This is a genomic window from Clostridium sp. AF37-5 (genome assembly GCF_003477605.1).
Lineage (GTDB): Bacteria > Bacillota > Clostridia > Lachnospirales > Lachnospiraceae > Eubacterium_F.
In genome coordinates, this window is the sequence record NZ_QUDR01000003.1 from 104,472 (window position 1) to 119,079 (window position 14,608).

The 14,608-nt window shown below is 39.7% G+C and carries 17 protein-coding genes; 14 read left to right on the top strand and 3 right to left on the bottom strand.

Translation table 11 applies throughout. From position 1 onward, the window contains the following. Nucleotides 1-36: 36 nt before the first annotated feature. Complete coding sequence (locus tag DW019_RS02970; RefSeq protein ID WP_118442485.1) at nt 37-639, top strand: Fic family protein; 603 nt, start codon at nt 37-39, stop codon at nt 637-639. A 215-nt stretch (nt 640-854) separates the two neighbouring features. Here the strand turns inward: DW019_RS02970 and DW019_RS02975 are convergent, their stop codons facing one another. Both DW019_RS02975 and pyrB read right to left on the bottom strand, forming a co-directional pair. Further along, nucleotides 855-1,283 (bottom strand): aspartate carbamoyltransferase regulatory subunit, encoded by a 429-nt coding sequence (locus tag DW019_RS02975; RefSeq protein ID WP_022376867.1) that lies wholly within the window; start codon nt 1,281-1,283, stop codon nt 855-857. Continuing rightward, nucleotides 1,277-2,200 carry an aspartate carbamoyltransferase gene (gene pyrB, locus DW019_RS02980; protein ID WP_118442486.1) on the bottom strand — a complete coding sequence of 308 codons (924 nt, stop codon included), beginning with the start codon at nt 2,198-2,200 and terminating at the stop codon, nt 1,277-1,279. The genes DW019_RS02975 and pyrB overlap by 7 nt, the downstream gene beginning before the upstream one ends. A 189-nt stretch (nt 2,201-2,389) precedes the next feature. On the opposite strand from pyrB, the gene DW019_RS02985 reads away from it, so the two are divergent. Next, nucleotides 2,390-4,675, top strand: a complete 2,286-nt coding sequence (locus DW019_RS02985) for a hydratase (protein WP_118442487.1) — start codon at nt 2,390-2,392, stop codon at nt 4,673-4,675. Between the two features lie 19 nt (nt 4,676-4,694). Then, the gene (locus tag DW019_RS02990; RefSeq protein WP_022376864.1) at nt 4,695-4,961 is read left to right on the top strand and encodes a hypothetical protein; all 267 of its coding nucleotides are present in this window, start codon (nt 4,695-4,697) and stop codon (nt 4,959-4,961) included. A 194-nt stretch (nt 4,962-5,155) separates the two neighbouring features. Here the strand turns inward: DW019_RS02990 and DW019_RS02995 are convergent, their stop codons facing one another. Next, entirely contained in the window at nt 5,156-5,350 is a 195-nt protein-coding gene (locus DW019_RS02995; RefSeq protein WP_022376863.1) for a ferredoxin, read from the bottom strand. A 140-nt stretch (nt 5,351-5,490) separates the two neighbouring features. On the opposite strand from DW019_RS02995, the gene DW019_RS03000 reads away from it, so the two are divergent. Genes DW019_RS03000 through DW019_RS03050 form a run of 11 tightly spaced genes read left to right on the top strand, consistent with a single transcriptional unit; the run spans nt 5,491 to nt 14,530 of the window. Then, the gene (locus DW019_RS03000) at nt 5,491-6,171 is read left to right on the top strand and encodes a GTP pyrophosphokinase family protein (RefSeq protein ID WP_117478612.1); all 681 of its coding nucleotides are present in this window, start codon (nt 5,491-5,493) and stop codon (nt 6,169-6,171) included. A 15-nt stretch (nt 6,172-6,186) separates the two neighbouring features. Next, nucleotides 6,187-7,026, top strand: coding sequence for a bifunctional methylenetetrahydrofolate dehydrogenase/methenyltetrahydrofolate cyclohydrolase FolD (folD, locus tag DW019_RS03005; protein ID WP_117478611.1), 840 nt, complete (start codon nt 6,187-6,189; stop codon nt 7,024-7,026). Then, nucleotides 7,023-8,360 (top strand): 30S ribosomal protein S12 methylthiotransferase RimO, encoded by a 1,338-nt coding sequence (gene rimO, locus DW019_RS03010; protein ID WP_118442488.1) that lies wholly within the window; start codon nt 7,023-7,025, stop codon nt 8,358-8,360. Before folD ends, rimO begins: the two co-directional genes overlap by 4 nt. Beyond that, complete coding sequence (gene pgsA / locus DW019_RS03015; RefSeq protein WP_117478609.1) at nt 8,361-8,906, top strand: CDP-diacylglycerol--glycerol-3-phosphate 3-phosphatidyltransferase; 546 nt, start codon at nt 8,361-8,363, stop codon at nt 8,904-8,906. It begins immediately after the preceding gene. Further along, a complete protein-coding gene (locus DW019_RS03020; protein ID WP_117478608.1) occupies nt 8,906-9,388 on the top strand; it encodes a CinA family protein in 483 nt (160 codons plus the stop codon). Before pgsA ends, DW019_RS03020 begins: the two co-directional genes overlap by 1 nt. A gap of 5 nt (nt 9,389-9,393) precedes the next feature. Next, nucleotides 9,394-9,876, top strand: a complete 483-nt coding sequence (locus tag DW019_RS03025; RefSeq protein WP_117478607.1) for a hypothetical protein — start codon at nt 9,394-9,396, stop codon at nt 9,874-9,876. Nucleotides 9,877-9,893: 17 nt separating this feature from the next. Further along, the gene (locus DW019_RS03030) at nt 9,894-11,135 is read left to right on the top strand and encodes an NAD(P)/FAD-dependent oxidoreductase (protein ID WP_118442489.1); all 1,242 of its coding nucleotides are present in this window, start codon (nt 9,894-9,896) and stop codon (nt 11,133-11,135) included. 15 nt (nt 11,136-11,150) lie between these two features. Then, nucleotides 11,151-11,819, top strand: coding sequence for a (d)CMP kinase (cmk, locus tag DW019_RS03035; protein ID WP_117478605.1), 669 nt, complete (start codon nt 11,151-11,153; stop codon nt 11,817-11,819). Further along, entirely contained in the window at nt 11,809-12,681 is an 873-nt protein-coding gene (gene ispH / locus DW019_RS03040; RefSeq protein WP_118442490.1) for a 4-hydroxy-3-methylbut-2-enyl diphosphate reductase, read from the top strand. Before cmk ends, ispH begins: the two co-directional genes overlap by 11 nt. After that, entirely contained in the window at nt 12,651-13,748 is a 1,098-nt protein-coding gene (gene rpsA, locus DW019_RS03045) for a 30S ribosomal protein S1 (RefSeq protein WP_022376853.1), read from the top strand. Before ispH ends, rpsA begins: the two co-directional genes overlap by 31 nt. Beyond that, on the top strand, nt 13,748-14,530 hold the full coding sequence (locus tag DW019_RS03050; RefSeq protein ID WP_118442491.1) for a protein-glutamate O-methyltransferase CheR: 783 nt from the start codon (nt 13,748-13,750) through the stop codon (nt 14,528-14,530). Before rpsA ends, DW019_RS03050 begins: the two co-directional genes overlap by 1 nt. The last annotated feature ends 78 nt before the right edge of the window (nt 14,531-14,608 follow it).

The window sequence follows — 14,608 nt, forward strand, 5'->3', positions numbered from 1 at the left end:
AATAGTGTTATATAATTTTGCATGAGGAGGGATGATATGCTTGAAAATAAATTAGGTCTTACAAGTTCTGCTGAACTTGCTCGTATGGAGGAGCAGTTAAGTAAGAAAAAAGCAGTTTTATTATTTGAAAAAGGCATTTTAGATTCCCTCTCTTCAGGTAAGTTTTTTACTTTGCAGGCAATCCACCGGTATTTGTTTGAAGATATTTATGATTTTGCCGGAGAGATTCGCAAGGTAAATATGGCAAAAGGAAATTTTCGTTTTGCACCGCTGATGTATTTAGATGCAGCACTTGAAAATATTGATAAAATGCCACAGTCTGATTTTGACGAAATTATAGAAAAATATGTGGAAATGAATATTGCGCATCCATTCCGGGAAGGAAACGGACGGAGTGCACGCATTTGGCTTGACCATATGTTAAAACAGGAAATTGGCAAAGTAATTGATTGGAGTAAAGTCGATAAAGAAGATTATTTACTTGCGATGGAACGAAGTCCGGTTAAGGATATCGAAATAAAATATCTTTTAAAGAATGCATTGACCGATGAGGTTGACAGCCGAGAAGTATATATGAAAGGCATAGACCACAGTTATTATTATGAAGGTTACACAACGTTCAAGACAGAAGAACTGTAAGTTTGTGAAAAGTAGGCGGTAAAACTTTTTAACTTATTTTATTTTAAATGAAAATTGATATTGTTTTTCACTATGAAGGACGTTGAACACCGTCGGTGCCTGGAGGACGTATTCTGTCCTCAGGCACCGTTACGAGTGTTCATTAAGCGGGAGCGGTCCTGAATAGGAAAAACAATATCAATTTTTGTATTACAATTAAATTATTTTACCATCTTTTATCGTCTTCTCGAAAACTTCTGCTCACAGTACATGCAGCGGTAAATCCGGTTTTCGCGGTCTGTCAGTTTAAAACGGTGTGGTAATTCCTGCTCAACGGAAGTAATGCATCGAGGGTTTTTGCACTTGATGACATTTGTTACCGTTTCCGGCAGTGTGAGAACACGTTTTTCTACAATTTCGTTATTTTTTATAACATTAATGGTGATATTTTCATCGAGAACACCGAGAATGTCCAAGTTTACCGTAATCGGTCCCTCGATTTTGATAATATCTTTTTTCCCCATTTTACTGCTTTTTGCGTTTTTAATAATAGCAACGGAGCAGTCTAATTTTTCTAATTCAAGATAATGATAAATTTCCATGGAGCCGCCAGCCTTAATGTGGTCAATGACAACTCCTTCTTGTAATCCACCAATATTTAACATTCCGGAATCACCTCCAATAAAGTCATAATTAACGCCATTCGTATGTAAACACCATATTGTGCCTGCTTAAAGTAAACAGCACGTGGGTCATCATCCACATCGGTTGCAATTTCATTTACACGTGGAAGAGGGTGGAGAACTAACATATCTTTTGGTGCCAGTTTCATTTTTTTGCTGTCAAGGATGAAGCTGTCCTTCAAGCGGATGTAATCTTCCTCGTTAAAGAAACGTTCACGCTGAACACGTGTCATATATAACAAATCAAGTTCCGGTAAAACATCTTCTAATACGTTTACTTCTTTATATTCAATGCCATTGGCATCTAACGTGTCTTTTCTAATATAATCCGGAATCTTTAATTCCTCCGGTGAAATCATAACAAATTTAATGTTAGGGTAGCGAACCATGGCACCAATTAAAGAATGAACGGTACGTCCGAATTTTAAGTCACCACACAATCCGATTGTCAGATTGTCAAGGCGTCCCTTTAAATTTTTAATTGTCAATAAATCGGTTAATGTCTGGGTCGGATGATTGTGACCGCCATCACCGGCGTTGATAACTGGAATTTTTGAATGAAGAGAGGCGACGTATGGTGCACCTTCTTTTGGGTGACGCATCGCACAGATATCTGCATAACTGGAAATGACACGAATGGTATCGGCCACGCTTTCGCCTTTTGATGCAGAACTAGAATCAGCAGATGAGAAACCAAGAACTTGTCCACCTAAATTCAACATTGCCGATTCGAAACTTAAACGGGTTCTTGTGCTCGGTTCATAAAAACAAGTTGCAAGTTTTTTTCCTTTACACACTTCTGAAAATCGTGCCGGATCCTGAATGATTTTTTCAGCTAATACAATCAAATCATGAATCTCATCCACGGTCAGGTCAAGTGCATTCATTAAATGACGCATAATGCCTCCTATCTGCCATGTTCCCATGGCTTGCCGTATTTCAACTTATTCTACCTCATTTTAGTACGGATGACAATAGAAAAATCAAGCAAAAATGCAAAAAATAATTTGCATTATAAAGAAAAAGCAAGTATACTATTATAGGAAAAATTTTCACTTCGGTGTTAAAAAATATGAAGGAGGCTGCAAATGGTAACATTATATGATGGTGGCGCGTATCTTTTGAATGGTACGGAATTGATTCCGGACAATGCAGAGGCTGTCGCGGCACTGGAAAGCAAAGCAGGAATTAAGACAACAAAAGAAGAGGCGGTTAAGGGAACGATGGCATACCATATTTTGTCATCCCATAACACTTCCGGCAATATGGAAAACTTGAAAATCAAGTTTGATAAATTGACTTCCCATGATATCACATTTGTTGGAATTTTACAGACCGCAAGAGCATCCGGACTTGAGAAGTTCCCGGTTCCTTATGTACTTACTAACTGCCATAACAGTTTATGTGCGGTAGGTGGAACAATTAACGAAGATGATCATGTGTTTGGTCTTTCCTGTGCAAAAAAATATGGTGGTATCTATGTACCTCCTCATCAGGCAGTTATTCATCAGTTTGCCCGCGAGATGTTAGCGGCAGGCGGTGCTATGATTCTTGGTTCAGACAGTCATACAAGATATGGTGCACTTGGTACGATGGCAGTCGGCGAGGGTGGTCCGGAAATCGTAAAACAGCTTTTGGAGCAGACTTATGATATTCCAATGCCTGGTGTTGTGGCAATTCATCTGACCGGTAAACCGCAAAAAGGTGTTGGTCCACAGGATATTGCACTTGCGATTATCGGTGCTGTATTTAAAAATGGTTATGTAAATAATAAAGTAATGGAATTTGTCGGCGAGGGCATTGATAACTTAAGTGTTGATTTCCGTATTGGTATTGATGTTATGACGACAGAGACCACTTGTCTTTCTTCTATCTGGCGCACAGATGATGCCGTAAAAGAATTTTATGAAATTCACGGAAGAAAAGATGATTATAAAGAAATGGCACCGGAAAAAGTTGCTTACTATGACGGTGTGGTTGAAGTTGACTTGTCAACAATCAAACCGATGATTGCGATGCCATTCCACCCAAGTAATGTGTACACAATCGAAGAGTTGAACAATAACCTTGAGGATATCCTTCGTGATGTAGAGAAGAAGGCGCTTGTAAGCCTTGATAACAATAACATTGACTTTAAGTTGACGGATAAGATTCATGATGGCAAATTGTATGTAGAGCAGGGTGTTATTGCCGGATGTGCCGGTGGTGGTTTTGAAAACTTATGTGATGCTGCTGACATTCTGCGCGGTAAAAACATTGGTGCCGATGAATTCTCGTTAAGCGTTTATCCGGCATCCCAGCCGATTTTCATGGAACTTGTGAAAAATGGACGCATTGCTGATTTGATGGAAGCAGGAGCTACCGTTCGTACCGCTTTCTGCGGTCCATGTTTTGGTGCCGGCGATGTACCAAGCAACAAGGGACTTAGTATTCGTCATTCGACAAGAAACTTCCCGAACCGTGAGGGCTCGAAAGTTACGAATGGACAGATTGCTTCTGTTGCACTTATGGATGCTCGTTCGATTGCGGCAACTGCTGCGAATAAGGGATATTTAACGGCGGCAACAGATATTGATGCAGACTTTACAAAACCGAAATACTATTTTGATCATACCATTTATGATAACCGTGTCTTTAATGGTGTCGGCAAGGCAGATCCTTCGGTTGAAATTAAATTCGGACCAAACATTGTAGACTGGCCGAAAATGCATGCACTTACGGATAATGTACTTTTGAAAGTGGTATCGATGATTCATGATCCGGTTACGACTACGGATGAATTGATTCCATCCGGTGAGACAAGTTCTTACCGCTCAAATCCGCTTGGCCTTGCTGAGTTTACTCTTTCAAGAAAAGACCCTGCATATGTAGGAAAAGCAAAAGAAGTACAGAAGGTAGAGAAGGCTCGTATCGCAGGCCAAGATATTTATGCGGAAGATGCAAACTTAAAAGATGTCTATGAGGCAATTGAAAAACAGTTTGATGTAAAACCGGAAGAGACAGAAGTTGGAAGTGTGATTTTTGCCGTAAAACCAGGTGACGGTTCTGCCCGTGAGCAGGCAGCAAGCTGTCAGCGTGTGCTTGGCGGTATGGCTAACATTGCCCGTGAGTATGCAACAAAGAGATACCGTTCCAACCTGATTAACTGGGGTATGCTTCCATTTGTTTTCGATGGTGACCTTGTTTTTGATAAAGATGATTATATTTTTGTAAAAGATATCAAGAAAGCCATTGAAACAAAAGAAGATACGATTCATGCTTATGTAGTAAACCAGGGAATGAAAGAGATTGAACTTCATCTTGGTAATCTGACAGACGATGAAAGAGAAATTATTTTGAAAGGCTGCCTGATTAACTACAACAAAAAGAATTAGTTCTTTGGGGAGGACTTTTATGTTCCGCATATGGGGAAAAATATTCAAAGACAATCATTTAGTTCGTGATATGGTTTATGAAAATGGTGACACGGATATCAACCGGACTAAAAAAGTATTTGCCGGTATTCACGCATTTGCTGAAGCCTTTGATTTGCAACAGCCAATTTGGCTTGACAAAAACATTAATGAATTCAAGCGGGTTGACAAAACCCGCTTTGAACAAGATAACTTCATCGAGCAAATCGACTTCGACTACCTCGAAATCGAAGTAATCGAAGAATAGCAAAACCAAAGAACAGTAAAAATCCCAAAGAGGTAAATTAAAGAGGTAAAATGTTTTCACATTAATTTTAAATAAAAAAACATCAAACTTTCACCATGAGGAACTAGGAACACCGAAGGTGTTCATCAAGCGAAGCGGTTCCGAATGGGAAACTTTGATGCTTTTTTATTTATGGCAATAATTGCGAAAACAATTCACCCTTCATCAACTTCAATCGCCATAGTCGGGCAGTTTTCAGCGGCAGTCCGGCAGTCATCTTCATATTCTGCAGGAATTATTCCTTCAACAGCCTCTGCTTTTCCTTCTTCATTAAAATGGTAAACATCCTCACAGGTGGACACGCATAAACCGCAGGCAATGCAGGCGTCCTGGTCAACAAAACTTTTCATTACAAAAAATTCTCCCTTCATTTTTTTAGTAGTGTTCCCGTTTCGTTTGACTTTATTCATTTTTTGCTTATAATAGATAATGTATGCATATGTATAATGAGTATGTAGCAAGTACAGGGGTTAAAGATTGGAGAAGAACAATGCTTGATGAAGAATTACATACATCGTATCTGAAACAACTGCATCTGCCAAAAGATATGGACAATCTTTTTGAGTCCGATGCCAAAGAATTTCAGAAAGTGATGATGATGTACAGTTGTGCAATCAAAGAAGTAAAAACAAAATTACAAGTGTTAAATGATGAATTTTCGATGACAAAAAATCGAAATCCGATTGAATTTGTTAAAACAAGAATCAAACAGCCGGACAGCATCGCAACCAAATTGAAAAAGAAAGGCTATCCGATTACGGTTGAATCGGTCAGGCAGCATTTGAACGATGTGGCGGGCGTGCGTGTAATCTGTTCTTTTATTGACGACATTTACAAAGTGGCGGATATGCTTTCGGCACAGGATGATGTTGTTTTAATAAAAACAAAAGATTATATCAAAAAGCCGAAAATGAATGGCTACCGGAGTCTGCATTTAATTGTGGAAGTCCCGGTATTCTTTTCAGATCATAAAGAAAATATGCGTGTCGAAGTCCAGATTCGTACGATTGCGATGGACTTTTGGGCAAGCTTAGAGCATCAGGTAAAATACAAAAAAAATATCAAAGATGCAGAAAATATTGTTTACGAATTGCGTGCTTGTGCGGATGTAATAAATCGGACGGATTTTCATATGCAGGCAATCCGCGACAATATAGTAGAAATAGATTAAAAAGGAGATAACAGTATGGCAGTTTTAATTGATGGCAAAAAAATCTCAGCACAGGTAAAGGACGAGTGCAAAGAACGCGTGGCAAAGGAAAATATGGATGTTACACTTGCGGTAATCCAGGTTGGAAATGATCCGGCATCTACCGTATATGTAGGAAACAAAAAGAAGGCCTGCGAATATGTGGGAATTCATTCCCTTTCTTATGAATTGCCGGAAGAAACAACAGAAGAAGAATTACTGGCACTTGTTGAAAAACTCAATGCAGATGATACCGTAAACGGTATTTTGGTACAATTACCGCTGCCTTCCCATATTAATGAGGATAAAGTGATTCAGACCATTTCCCCGAAAAAAGATGTGGATGGATTTCATCCGCAGAGCGTTGGTGCGTTAAGTATTGGTCAGCCGGGCTTTGTGTCCTGTACGCCGGCGGGCATCATTCAGCTCTTAAAGAGAAGTGGTGTAGTAATTGACGGAAAAGAGTGCGTTATTGTAGGCAGAAGTAATATTGTCGGAAAGCCAATGGCAATGCTTATGCTTCGTGAGAATGCTACGGTTACTGTTTGCCACAGTCATACAAAAGATTTAAAAGAAGTAACAAAAAGAGCAGATATTCTGATTGTAGCAATTGGAAAGCCGAAAATGATTACGGCAGATTATGTGAAAGAAGGTGCTGTTGTCATTGATGTCGGAATTCACAGACCGGAAGGCGGTAAACTTTGCGGTGATGTGGACTTTGATTCCGTGGAAAAAACAGCGTCGGCAATTACGCCGGTACCGGGCGGTGTCGGACCGATGACAATTGCGATGTTGATGAATAATTGTGTGGAAGCGAAAGGAATTCAGAAAGCATGAATTTGTTCTTTGTATCATTAGGATGTGATAAAAATTTAGTTGACAGTGAAAAAATGATTGCACTGTTAGCTTCGCAGAATATTTCGGTGACAAGTACACCGGAGGATGCAGAAATCATTATTGTGAATACTTGTGGCTTTATTCATGATGCAAAAGAGGAAAGTATTGAGACAATTCTTGAAATGGCAGAATACAAAAAGACCGGCAAGTGTGTCTCACTTATTATGACAGGATGTTTAGCGCAGCGCTACTCCGACGACATCCAAAAAGAAATTCCCGAAGTAGATGCGGTTGTCGGAACAACGGCATATGATAGAATATTTGAAGTGGTAAAAGATACGTTACAGGGAAAAAAAGAATGTGCGTTAAATGATTTGGACTATCTTCCAAAGAATTTAACAAACAGAGTTCATACGTCCTCCGGCTATTCCTCATATTTAAAAATTGCAGAGGGATGCAGCAAACACTGCACATACTGCATTATTCCGAAACTGCGCGGTAATTACCGCAGCGTTCCGATGGAAGAATTGTTAGTGGAAGCGGAACAATTGTCAAAAGAAGGAACCAAGGAACTGATTGTGATTGCACAGGAAACAACGGTTTACGGTGTTGATTTATATGGTGAAAAACGACTGCCTAAACTTTTACATGAACTCTGTAAAATTGATGGAATTGAGTGGGTTCGGCTGCTGTACTGTTATCCGGAAGAAATTACCGAGGAACTGGTACAGACGATTAAGACAGAGAAAAAAATCTGTCATTATCTCGATTTGCCGATTCAGCACTGTAACGACGATATATTAAAAAGAATGGGACGAAAGACCACACAGGCGGATCTGCGTGAGAAGATTTCCATGCTTCGTAAAGAGATTCCGGATATTGCACTCCGTACAACATTAATCAGCGGATTTCCGGGAGAGACAAACGAAAACCATGAGGAATGTGTGGATTTTGTTGCCAACATGAAATTTGAACGATTAGGAGTATTTCCTTATTCGCCGGAAGAAGGAACACTGGCGGCAGGATATGACAGACAGCTTCCGGATAAGATTAAACAGGAATGGGCAGATGAAATTATGCAGACAGAGCAGAATGTGATTTTTGCCCAGAATGAAGAAATGATTGGCAGAAAACTTTCGGTGATTGTGGATGGATATCTGCCGGAAGATGGCGTTTATGTCGGTCGTACTTACCGTGATGCGCCGGAGATTGATGGATGCCTGTTCTTTGAAGCACCGTACGAAATCATATCAGGCACCATAATACCTGTTTTGGTGACGGATGCAAACGGCTATGATTTGATTGGAGAAATTTTACCGGAGGAGGATGATTAAATGAATGTACCAAATCGATTGACAATTCTGCGTGTTGCCATGATTCCTCTTTTTGTAATTGCGATGCTATGGCAGCAATTGCCGTATTCGGATTATATTGCCGGCGGTCTATTTATTGCCGCCTGTATTACCGATTTTTTTGACGGATATCTGGCAAGAAAATACAATCAGGTTACAACCTTTGGTAAATTTATGGACCCATTGGCGGATAAGTTATTAGTCTGTGCAGCACTCATCTGTTTTTTGGCTGACCCGCAGACAAATATGCCGGCATGGGTAGTTATTATCATTATCAGCAGAGAGTTCATTATCAGCGGTTTTCGTCTGGTGGCTGCTGAAAAAGGAGTTACCATTGCAGCAAGTTACTGGGGCAAAGTCAAAACTTTTGTCCAGATGGCAATGTCAATTTTTTTAGTATTTCATTTTCAGGCAGAAGTGTTCCGTATCATTGAGAGTATATTAATTTATGCTTCGGTGATACTAACGATAATTTCTCTCGTCGATTATATTTATAAAAACCGAGGGGTTATGAAGGATGTGCGATAATGAAAGAAAATGCAAAAGAAAATGAGCTTGTCAAGAAACTGACAAACAAACACTATACGATAACAACAGCTGAATCATGTACCGGCGGTTTACTATCGGCAACAATTATTAACGTTTCCGGTGCGTCGGATGTTATCAACTGTGCTTATGTGACTTATGCAAACGAAGCAAAAGAAAATCTGGTTTCCGTAAGTCATGAAACACTGGAAACAAAAGGTGCTGTCAGCAAAGAGACAGCAGCCGAAATGTGTGTTGGCTGTGCAAAGGCAGCGAAAGCCGACATAGGGCTTTCTACAACCGGCATTGCGGGACCGGGCGGTGGTACAAAAGAAAAGCCTGTTGGGCTTGTGTATCTGGGCTGTTCACTGCATGAGCAGGTTACAGTAGAACGTCATGTGTTTTCCGGTGACAGAGAACAGGTAAGAAAGCAGGCAGTGGATGCAGCTCTTGATTTGGCAATACGATGTTTAGACAAGGAGTAATAAAATTGAAATTTAAAATAATGGCAATACTTATGGTGGGTTTGTTATTATTAAATGGTTGTGGAAAAGCGTCTGAGATACCGGCAAAAACAGCCCTTTCGACGCCAAAAAGCACGATGAAGACACTTACGATTTACTCCATTGATTCCGATACAATGAGTCTGATTCCGGTTGTTGTTAAAAAAGAGGAAAAAACATTGACAGCAGAGTATATCACTTATCTGGTAACACAGAATTTAGAAGATGAAGATGTGCGTGTTGACCATGTAGAGCAGCAGAAAAATGTCGTTGTGGTTTCATTTGATTCGAAAGCAAAACCGGTAAAGCGTTGTTCTAAGCAGATGGAAACATTAATATTAAACTGTTTTGCCAGCAGTCTGTTGGATAATGTAAAAGATTGCAAAAAAATTATTTACCGATGCAAAAACAAACGATACAAAAGTTCTCATCGGTCTTTTGGATTTAATGAAGTTTATGCATCGGCATAAATACATCGGAGAAGAAAATGAAAAAAGTAATCATAATCGGTGGCGGTCCTGCCGGCATGATGGCGGCGATTCAAAGTGCCTCATGCGGATGTGACGTCACTATTGTTGAAAAAAATGAAAAATTAGGAAAAAAACTTTTTATCACAGGAAAAGGCAGGTGCAACCTGACCAACGCCTGTGATATTTCTGATTTGTTTTCTAACGTAATTTCAAATCCTAAGTTTCTCTACAGTGCGTTTTATTCCTTTACCAATGAACAGGTCGTTGATTTTTTTAATGAGCATGGTCTGCCTACAAAAGTGGAGCGTGGAAAGCGCGTTTTTCCGGCATCGGATAAATCTTCTGATGTCATCCGAACATTGGAGAAGGAGTGCGAAAGACTTGGTGTAGCAGTACTTCTTCATACAGCGGTAAAAAAACTTCAAATCAAAGAAAGTAAAGTGACGGGAGTTGTTCTGAAAAATCAGCATACTCTGCCGGCAGACAAAGTGATTGTGGCAACCGGCGGCTGTTCTTATGTAAGTACCGGTTCAACGGGAGATGGCTATGAATTTGCAAAAGAGGCAGGGCACACCGTAACGGCAATTCGTCCGGGATTAACCGGAATTGTCACAGCAGATAACATTGGAAAACAATTGCAGGGATTAACGTTAAAAAACTGTCAGGTATCAATTCGGAGAGAATCCGGTAAGCAGAAATCGCTCTATGATGGTTTCGGTGAAGTCCTGTTTACACATTATGGAGTGAGCGGGCCACTTATGCTGAGCGCAAGCAGCATCGTTGGTGACAAGCTGCAAAAAGAACCGCTGATACTGCATATTGACTTAAAACCGGCATTGTCAATGGAGCAGTTAGATAAACGGATTGTGAAAGATTTTTCGGAACGCATGAATTTATCGTTGAAAAATGCCTGCAGAAATCTTCTTCCTGCCAGCATGGTAACAGAAGTGTTGTCCCGTGCCGGCTTGGATGTTGACAGCAAAGTGAATCAGCTTGACAAAAAAAATCGGTTGAAATTAGTTGACAGCATAAAGGATTTTACGGTAACATTAAAAGGATTGAGAGATATCAACGAAGCGATTATTACGCGCGGGGGTGTAAAAGTTTCGGAAATTGATCCATCAACGATGGAATCGAAACAAATACAGGGATTATTCTTTGCCGGTGAGGTGTTAGATTTGGATGCTTTAACCGGAGGTTTTAATCTTCAGATTGCATGGTCTACCGGGTATTTGGCTGGCAGGGAAGAATCGAATTAGAAGGAGGCGTTACGAATGAATATTGCAATTGATGGACCGGCAGGAGCCGGAAAAAGCTCAATCGCAAAGCTAGTAGCAAAAAAACTGAATTATGTTTATGTAGACACAGGTGCTATGTTCCGCACGATGGCGTATTATTTTTTGACAAACGGCATTGATACAACAGATGAAAATGCGGTAAATGAAAAATGTCAGGCAATTGATATTACGATTCAGTATGAAAACGGCGAGCAGCATATTTTCTTAAATGGTGCGGATGTCAGCAAAGAAATCCGTAAAGAAGAAGTTGGAAAAAATGCTTCGGTAGTTGCAAAATATCCAAAGGTTCGCGAAAAATTATTAGAATTGCAGAGAAATTTGGCGGCTGCCAATGATGTCATTATGGATGGCAGAGATATTGGAACCGTTGTTTTGCCAAATGCTGAGTGCAAAATTTATCTGACGGCAAGTTCTTTTGTGCGCGCAAACCGCCGTTACAAAGAATTAATAGAAAAAGGAGAAACCTGCGATTTGGCACAAATTGAGAAGGATATCATTGCTAGAGATGAACAGGATATGAACCGTGAAATTGCGCCGTTAAAGCAGGCAGAAGATGCAGTATATCTGGATTCCTCTGATTTATCAATCGATGAAGTGGTAAATAAAATTATTGAAATACAAGGAGCATCGGCTCATGACAATTAAATGTGCAGACAGCGCGGGGTTCTGTTTTGGAGTAAAGCGGGCCGTTGATACGGTATATGATTTATTGGCAGAAAAAAAATACAAAGTATATACACTTGGACCGATTATTCACAACGAGCAGGTAGTAGAGGATTTAGCATCGCAGGGGGTACAGGTGATTGAACACCCGGATGAAATTGCAAAAGAAGACAGGAGTCAGGCGATTTTAGTGATTCGTTCGCACGGTGTACCGGAATCCGTCATTCACACGCTAAACGAAGAAAAGATTCCTTTTGAAGATGCAACGTGTCCATTTGTGAAAAAAATTCATAAAACCGTTGCTGAATATAGTAAAAAAGGATATGAAATTGTTATCATCGGTTCGGCAAAACATCCGGAAGTACAGGGGATTCTCGGATGGACCAAAAACGGTGGAACCGTCGTAGAATCGAAGGAAGATGCCCTTTTATTTAAGCCGTCAAAAGAGGAAAAACCGATATGCGTGGTAGCACAAACGACATTTAATTACAAAAAATTTCAAGAATTAGTTGAAATTTTTTCAAAAAAAGGTTATGATATACTTGCTGTGAATACAATTTGTAATGCTACGTCTACACGTCAGACGGAGGCGGAGTCTTTAGCAAAGGATTCCGACGCTATGATTGTGATAGGCGGAACACATTCATCCAATTCACGCAAGTTATACGAAATATGTAAAAATCAGTGTGAAAACACTTTTTTTATACAGACAGCAGAAGATTTGCCGGATATCCCGGTCTCATCTTTTGCAAGCCTAGGTATTACTGCCGGGGCATCGACCCCAAATACTATTATACAGGAGGTTCTTAAGGCATGTCAGAAGCAAGTTTCGCAGAATTATTAGAGGATTCATTAGTCACAATCCACAATGGTGAGATTGTAGAAGGGACAGTTATCGGAGTTAAAGACAATGAGATTATCTTGAACATTGGATATAAAGCAGATGGTATTTTAACGAAGAATGAATACAGTAACAATACTGATGTTGACTTGACCTCCGAAGTAAAACCAGGAGATACGATGACTGTTAAAGTTTTGAAAGTCAACGATGGTGAGGGACAGGTTCTTCTTACTTATAAGAGACTTCAGCAGGACAAGATGAATGAACGTTTTCAGGAAGCATTTGAAAATCAGGAAGTACTTACCGGAAAAGTTTCCATGGTACTCAAAGGCGGTTTGAGTGTTTCTTATGGTGAAGGCCGTGTGTTTATCCCGGCTAGTCTGGTATCCGATATGTATGAGAGAGATTTATCCAAATATCAGGATCAGGAAGTTGAATTCGTTCTTACTGAAGTTAATCCACGTAAGAGAAGAATTATTGGCGACCGCAAACAGTTAATCGTTGCTAAGAAGAAAAAAATGCAGGAAGAATTGCTTTCCCGTATTAAAGTTGGCATGATGGTAGAAGGTACTGTTAAAAACCTTACCGATTTTGGTGCATTCATCGACTTGGGCGGAGCAGATGGACTTCTTCACATCTCCGAGATGTCATGGGGACGCGTTGCAGATCCTAAAAAGCTGTTCAAAGTTGGCGATAAAGTAAATGTCATGATTAAAGATATTCAAGACACAAAGATTGCACTTACTCTTAAACTGGAAGAGAACAATCCATGGAAAAATGCAGCAGAGAAGTATCAGATTGGTACAGTCGTAACCGGTAAGGTTGCCCGCATGACTGATTTTGGTGCATTTATTGAGTTGGAAGAAGGAATTGACGCATTGCTTCATGTTTCTCAGATTGCTATTGAGCATGTAGAAAAACCTTCCGATGTTTTGAAAGTAGGTCAGGAAATTACTGCTAAAATCGTTGATTTCAATGAAGAAACAAAGAAAATCAGCTTAAGTGTAAAAGCACTTGAGATTGAGAAACGCAACGAAGCAGCAGATGTTGAAGATTCCGAAGAAGAATAATGAGTCTTTACGATTACGAATGGTTTAAAAGCGGATTCCTTTCAATGTCAGGAATTGATTTAAATTCCTACAAAGAAGGGCAGATGAAGCGGCGGATTAATAATTTTTTGAAAAAACATCAAGTAGATGATTATAACACTTTTTTGTCATTACTTAGACAGGATACAGAAATTCATGATAGTTTTATTACATATTTGACTATCAATGTATCAGAGTTTTACCGAAATCCTCTGCAATGGCAGACCTTGGAAAAGGATATCATTCCACTGCTTTTGAAACGCTTTCCAAAACCTTTGCGTATTTGGAGTGCAGCCTGTTCAACAGGTGATGAGCCATATTCGCTGGCGATGGTTTTAAGTGATTTTCTTCCATTGAGTCAAGTTCAGATTTTGGCGACGGATATGGACGCGGAAGTTTTAGCAAAAGCAAAGGCGGGGTGTTACACCGGTCAGAGCATTAAAGGACTGCCGCAGCGTTACAGAGATAAATTTTTAGAAAAAGATGAGCATGGTATTTACCGTGTTTCTGACAAATTAAAATCATGTATTTCTTTTAAGCAGCACAATCTGTTAAAGGATGGATATCCGCAGAGAGTTCATCTGATTGTATGCCGGAATGTGATGATTTACTTTACGGAAGAGGCAAAGGAGCGGATTTACCGCCGATTTTCGGATTCCTTATGCAAACAGGGAATTTTGTTTGTAGGAAGCACTGAGCAGATTATTGGTGCGAAAAAGTATAATTTCCAGGGAATTCAGTCATTTTTTTATGAAAAACAGTAAGAAAACCACCTTCGGGTGGTTTTTTGATTGCTTTTTTTCTCATTTTCTAGTATATTTATAACGTATGAGTTTTTTTAG

Excerpts from the sequence above, each read along its gene's own strand:
- DW019_RS03020 (WP_117478608.1), top strand. The coding sequence starts at position 8,906 with ATGAAAGAAAATGCAAAAGAAAATGAGCTTGTCAAGAAACTGACAAAC.
- DW019_RS02990 (WP_022376864.1), top strand. The coding sequence starts at position 4,695 with ATGTTCCGCATATGGGGAAAAATATTCAAAGACAATCATTTAGTTCGT.
- cmk (WP_117478605.1), top strand. The coding sequence starts at position 11,151 with ATGAATATTGCAATTGATGGACCGGCAGGAGCCGGAAAAAGCTCAATC.
- folD (WP_117478611.1), top strand. The coding sequence starts at position 6,187 with ATGGCAGTTTTAATTGATGGCAAAAAAATCTCAGCACAGGTAAAGGAC.
- DW019_RS03050 (WP_118442491.1), top strand. The coding sequence starts at position 13,748 with ATGAGTCTTTACGATTACGAATGGTTTAAAAGCGGATTCCTTTCAATG.
- DW019_RS03000 (WP_117478612.1), top strand. The coding sequence starts at position 5,491 with ATGCTTGATGAAGAATTACATACATCGTATCTGAAACAACTGCATCTG.
- rpsA (WP_022376853.1), top strand. The coding sequence starts at position 12,651 with ATGTCAGAAGCAAGTTTCGCAGAATTATTAGAGGATTCATTAGTCACA.
- DW019_RS02995 (WP_022376863.1), bottom strand. The coding sequence starts at position 5,350 with ATGAAAAGTTTTGTTGACCAGGACGCCTGCATTGCCTGCGGTTTATGC.
- DW019_RS03030 (WP_118442489.1), top strand. The coding sequence starts at position 9,894 with ATGAAAAAAGTAATCATAATCGGTGGCGGTCCTGCCGGCATGATGGCG.
- ispH (WP_118442490.1), top strand. The coding sequence starts at position 11,809 with ATGACAATTAAATGTGCAGACAGCGCGGGGTTCTGTTTTGGAGTAAAG.
- DW019_RS02985 (WP_118442487.1), top strand. The coding sequence starts at position 2,390 with ATGGTAACATTATATGATGGTGGCGCGTATCTTTTGAATGGTACGGAA.
- DW019_RS02975 (WP_022376867.1), bottom strand. The coding sequence starts at position 1,283 with ATGTTAAATATTGGTGGATTACAAGAAGGAGTTGTCATTGACCACATT.
- pgsA (WP_117478609.1), top strand. The coding sequence starts at position 8,361 with ATGAATGTACCAAATCGATTGACAATTCTGCGTGTTGCCATGATTCCT.
- pyrB (WP_118442486.1), bottom strand. The coding sequence starts at position 2,200 with ATGCGTCATTTAATGAATGCACTTGACCTGACCGTGGATGAGATTCAT.
- rimO (WP_118442488.1), top strand. The coding sequence starts at position 7,023 with ATGAATTTGTTCTTTGTATCATTAGGATGTGATAAAAATTTAGTTGAC.
- DW019_RS02970 (WP_118442485.1), top strand. The coding sequence starts at position 37 with ATGCTTGAAAATAAATTAGGTCTTACAAGTTCTGCTGAACTTGCTCGT.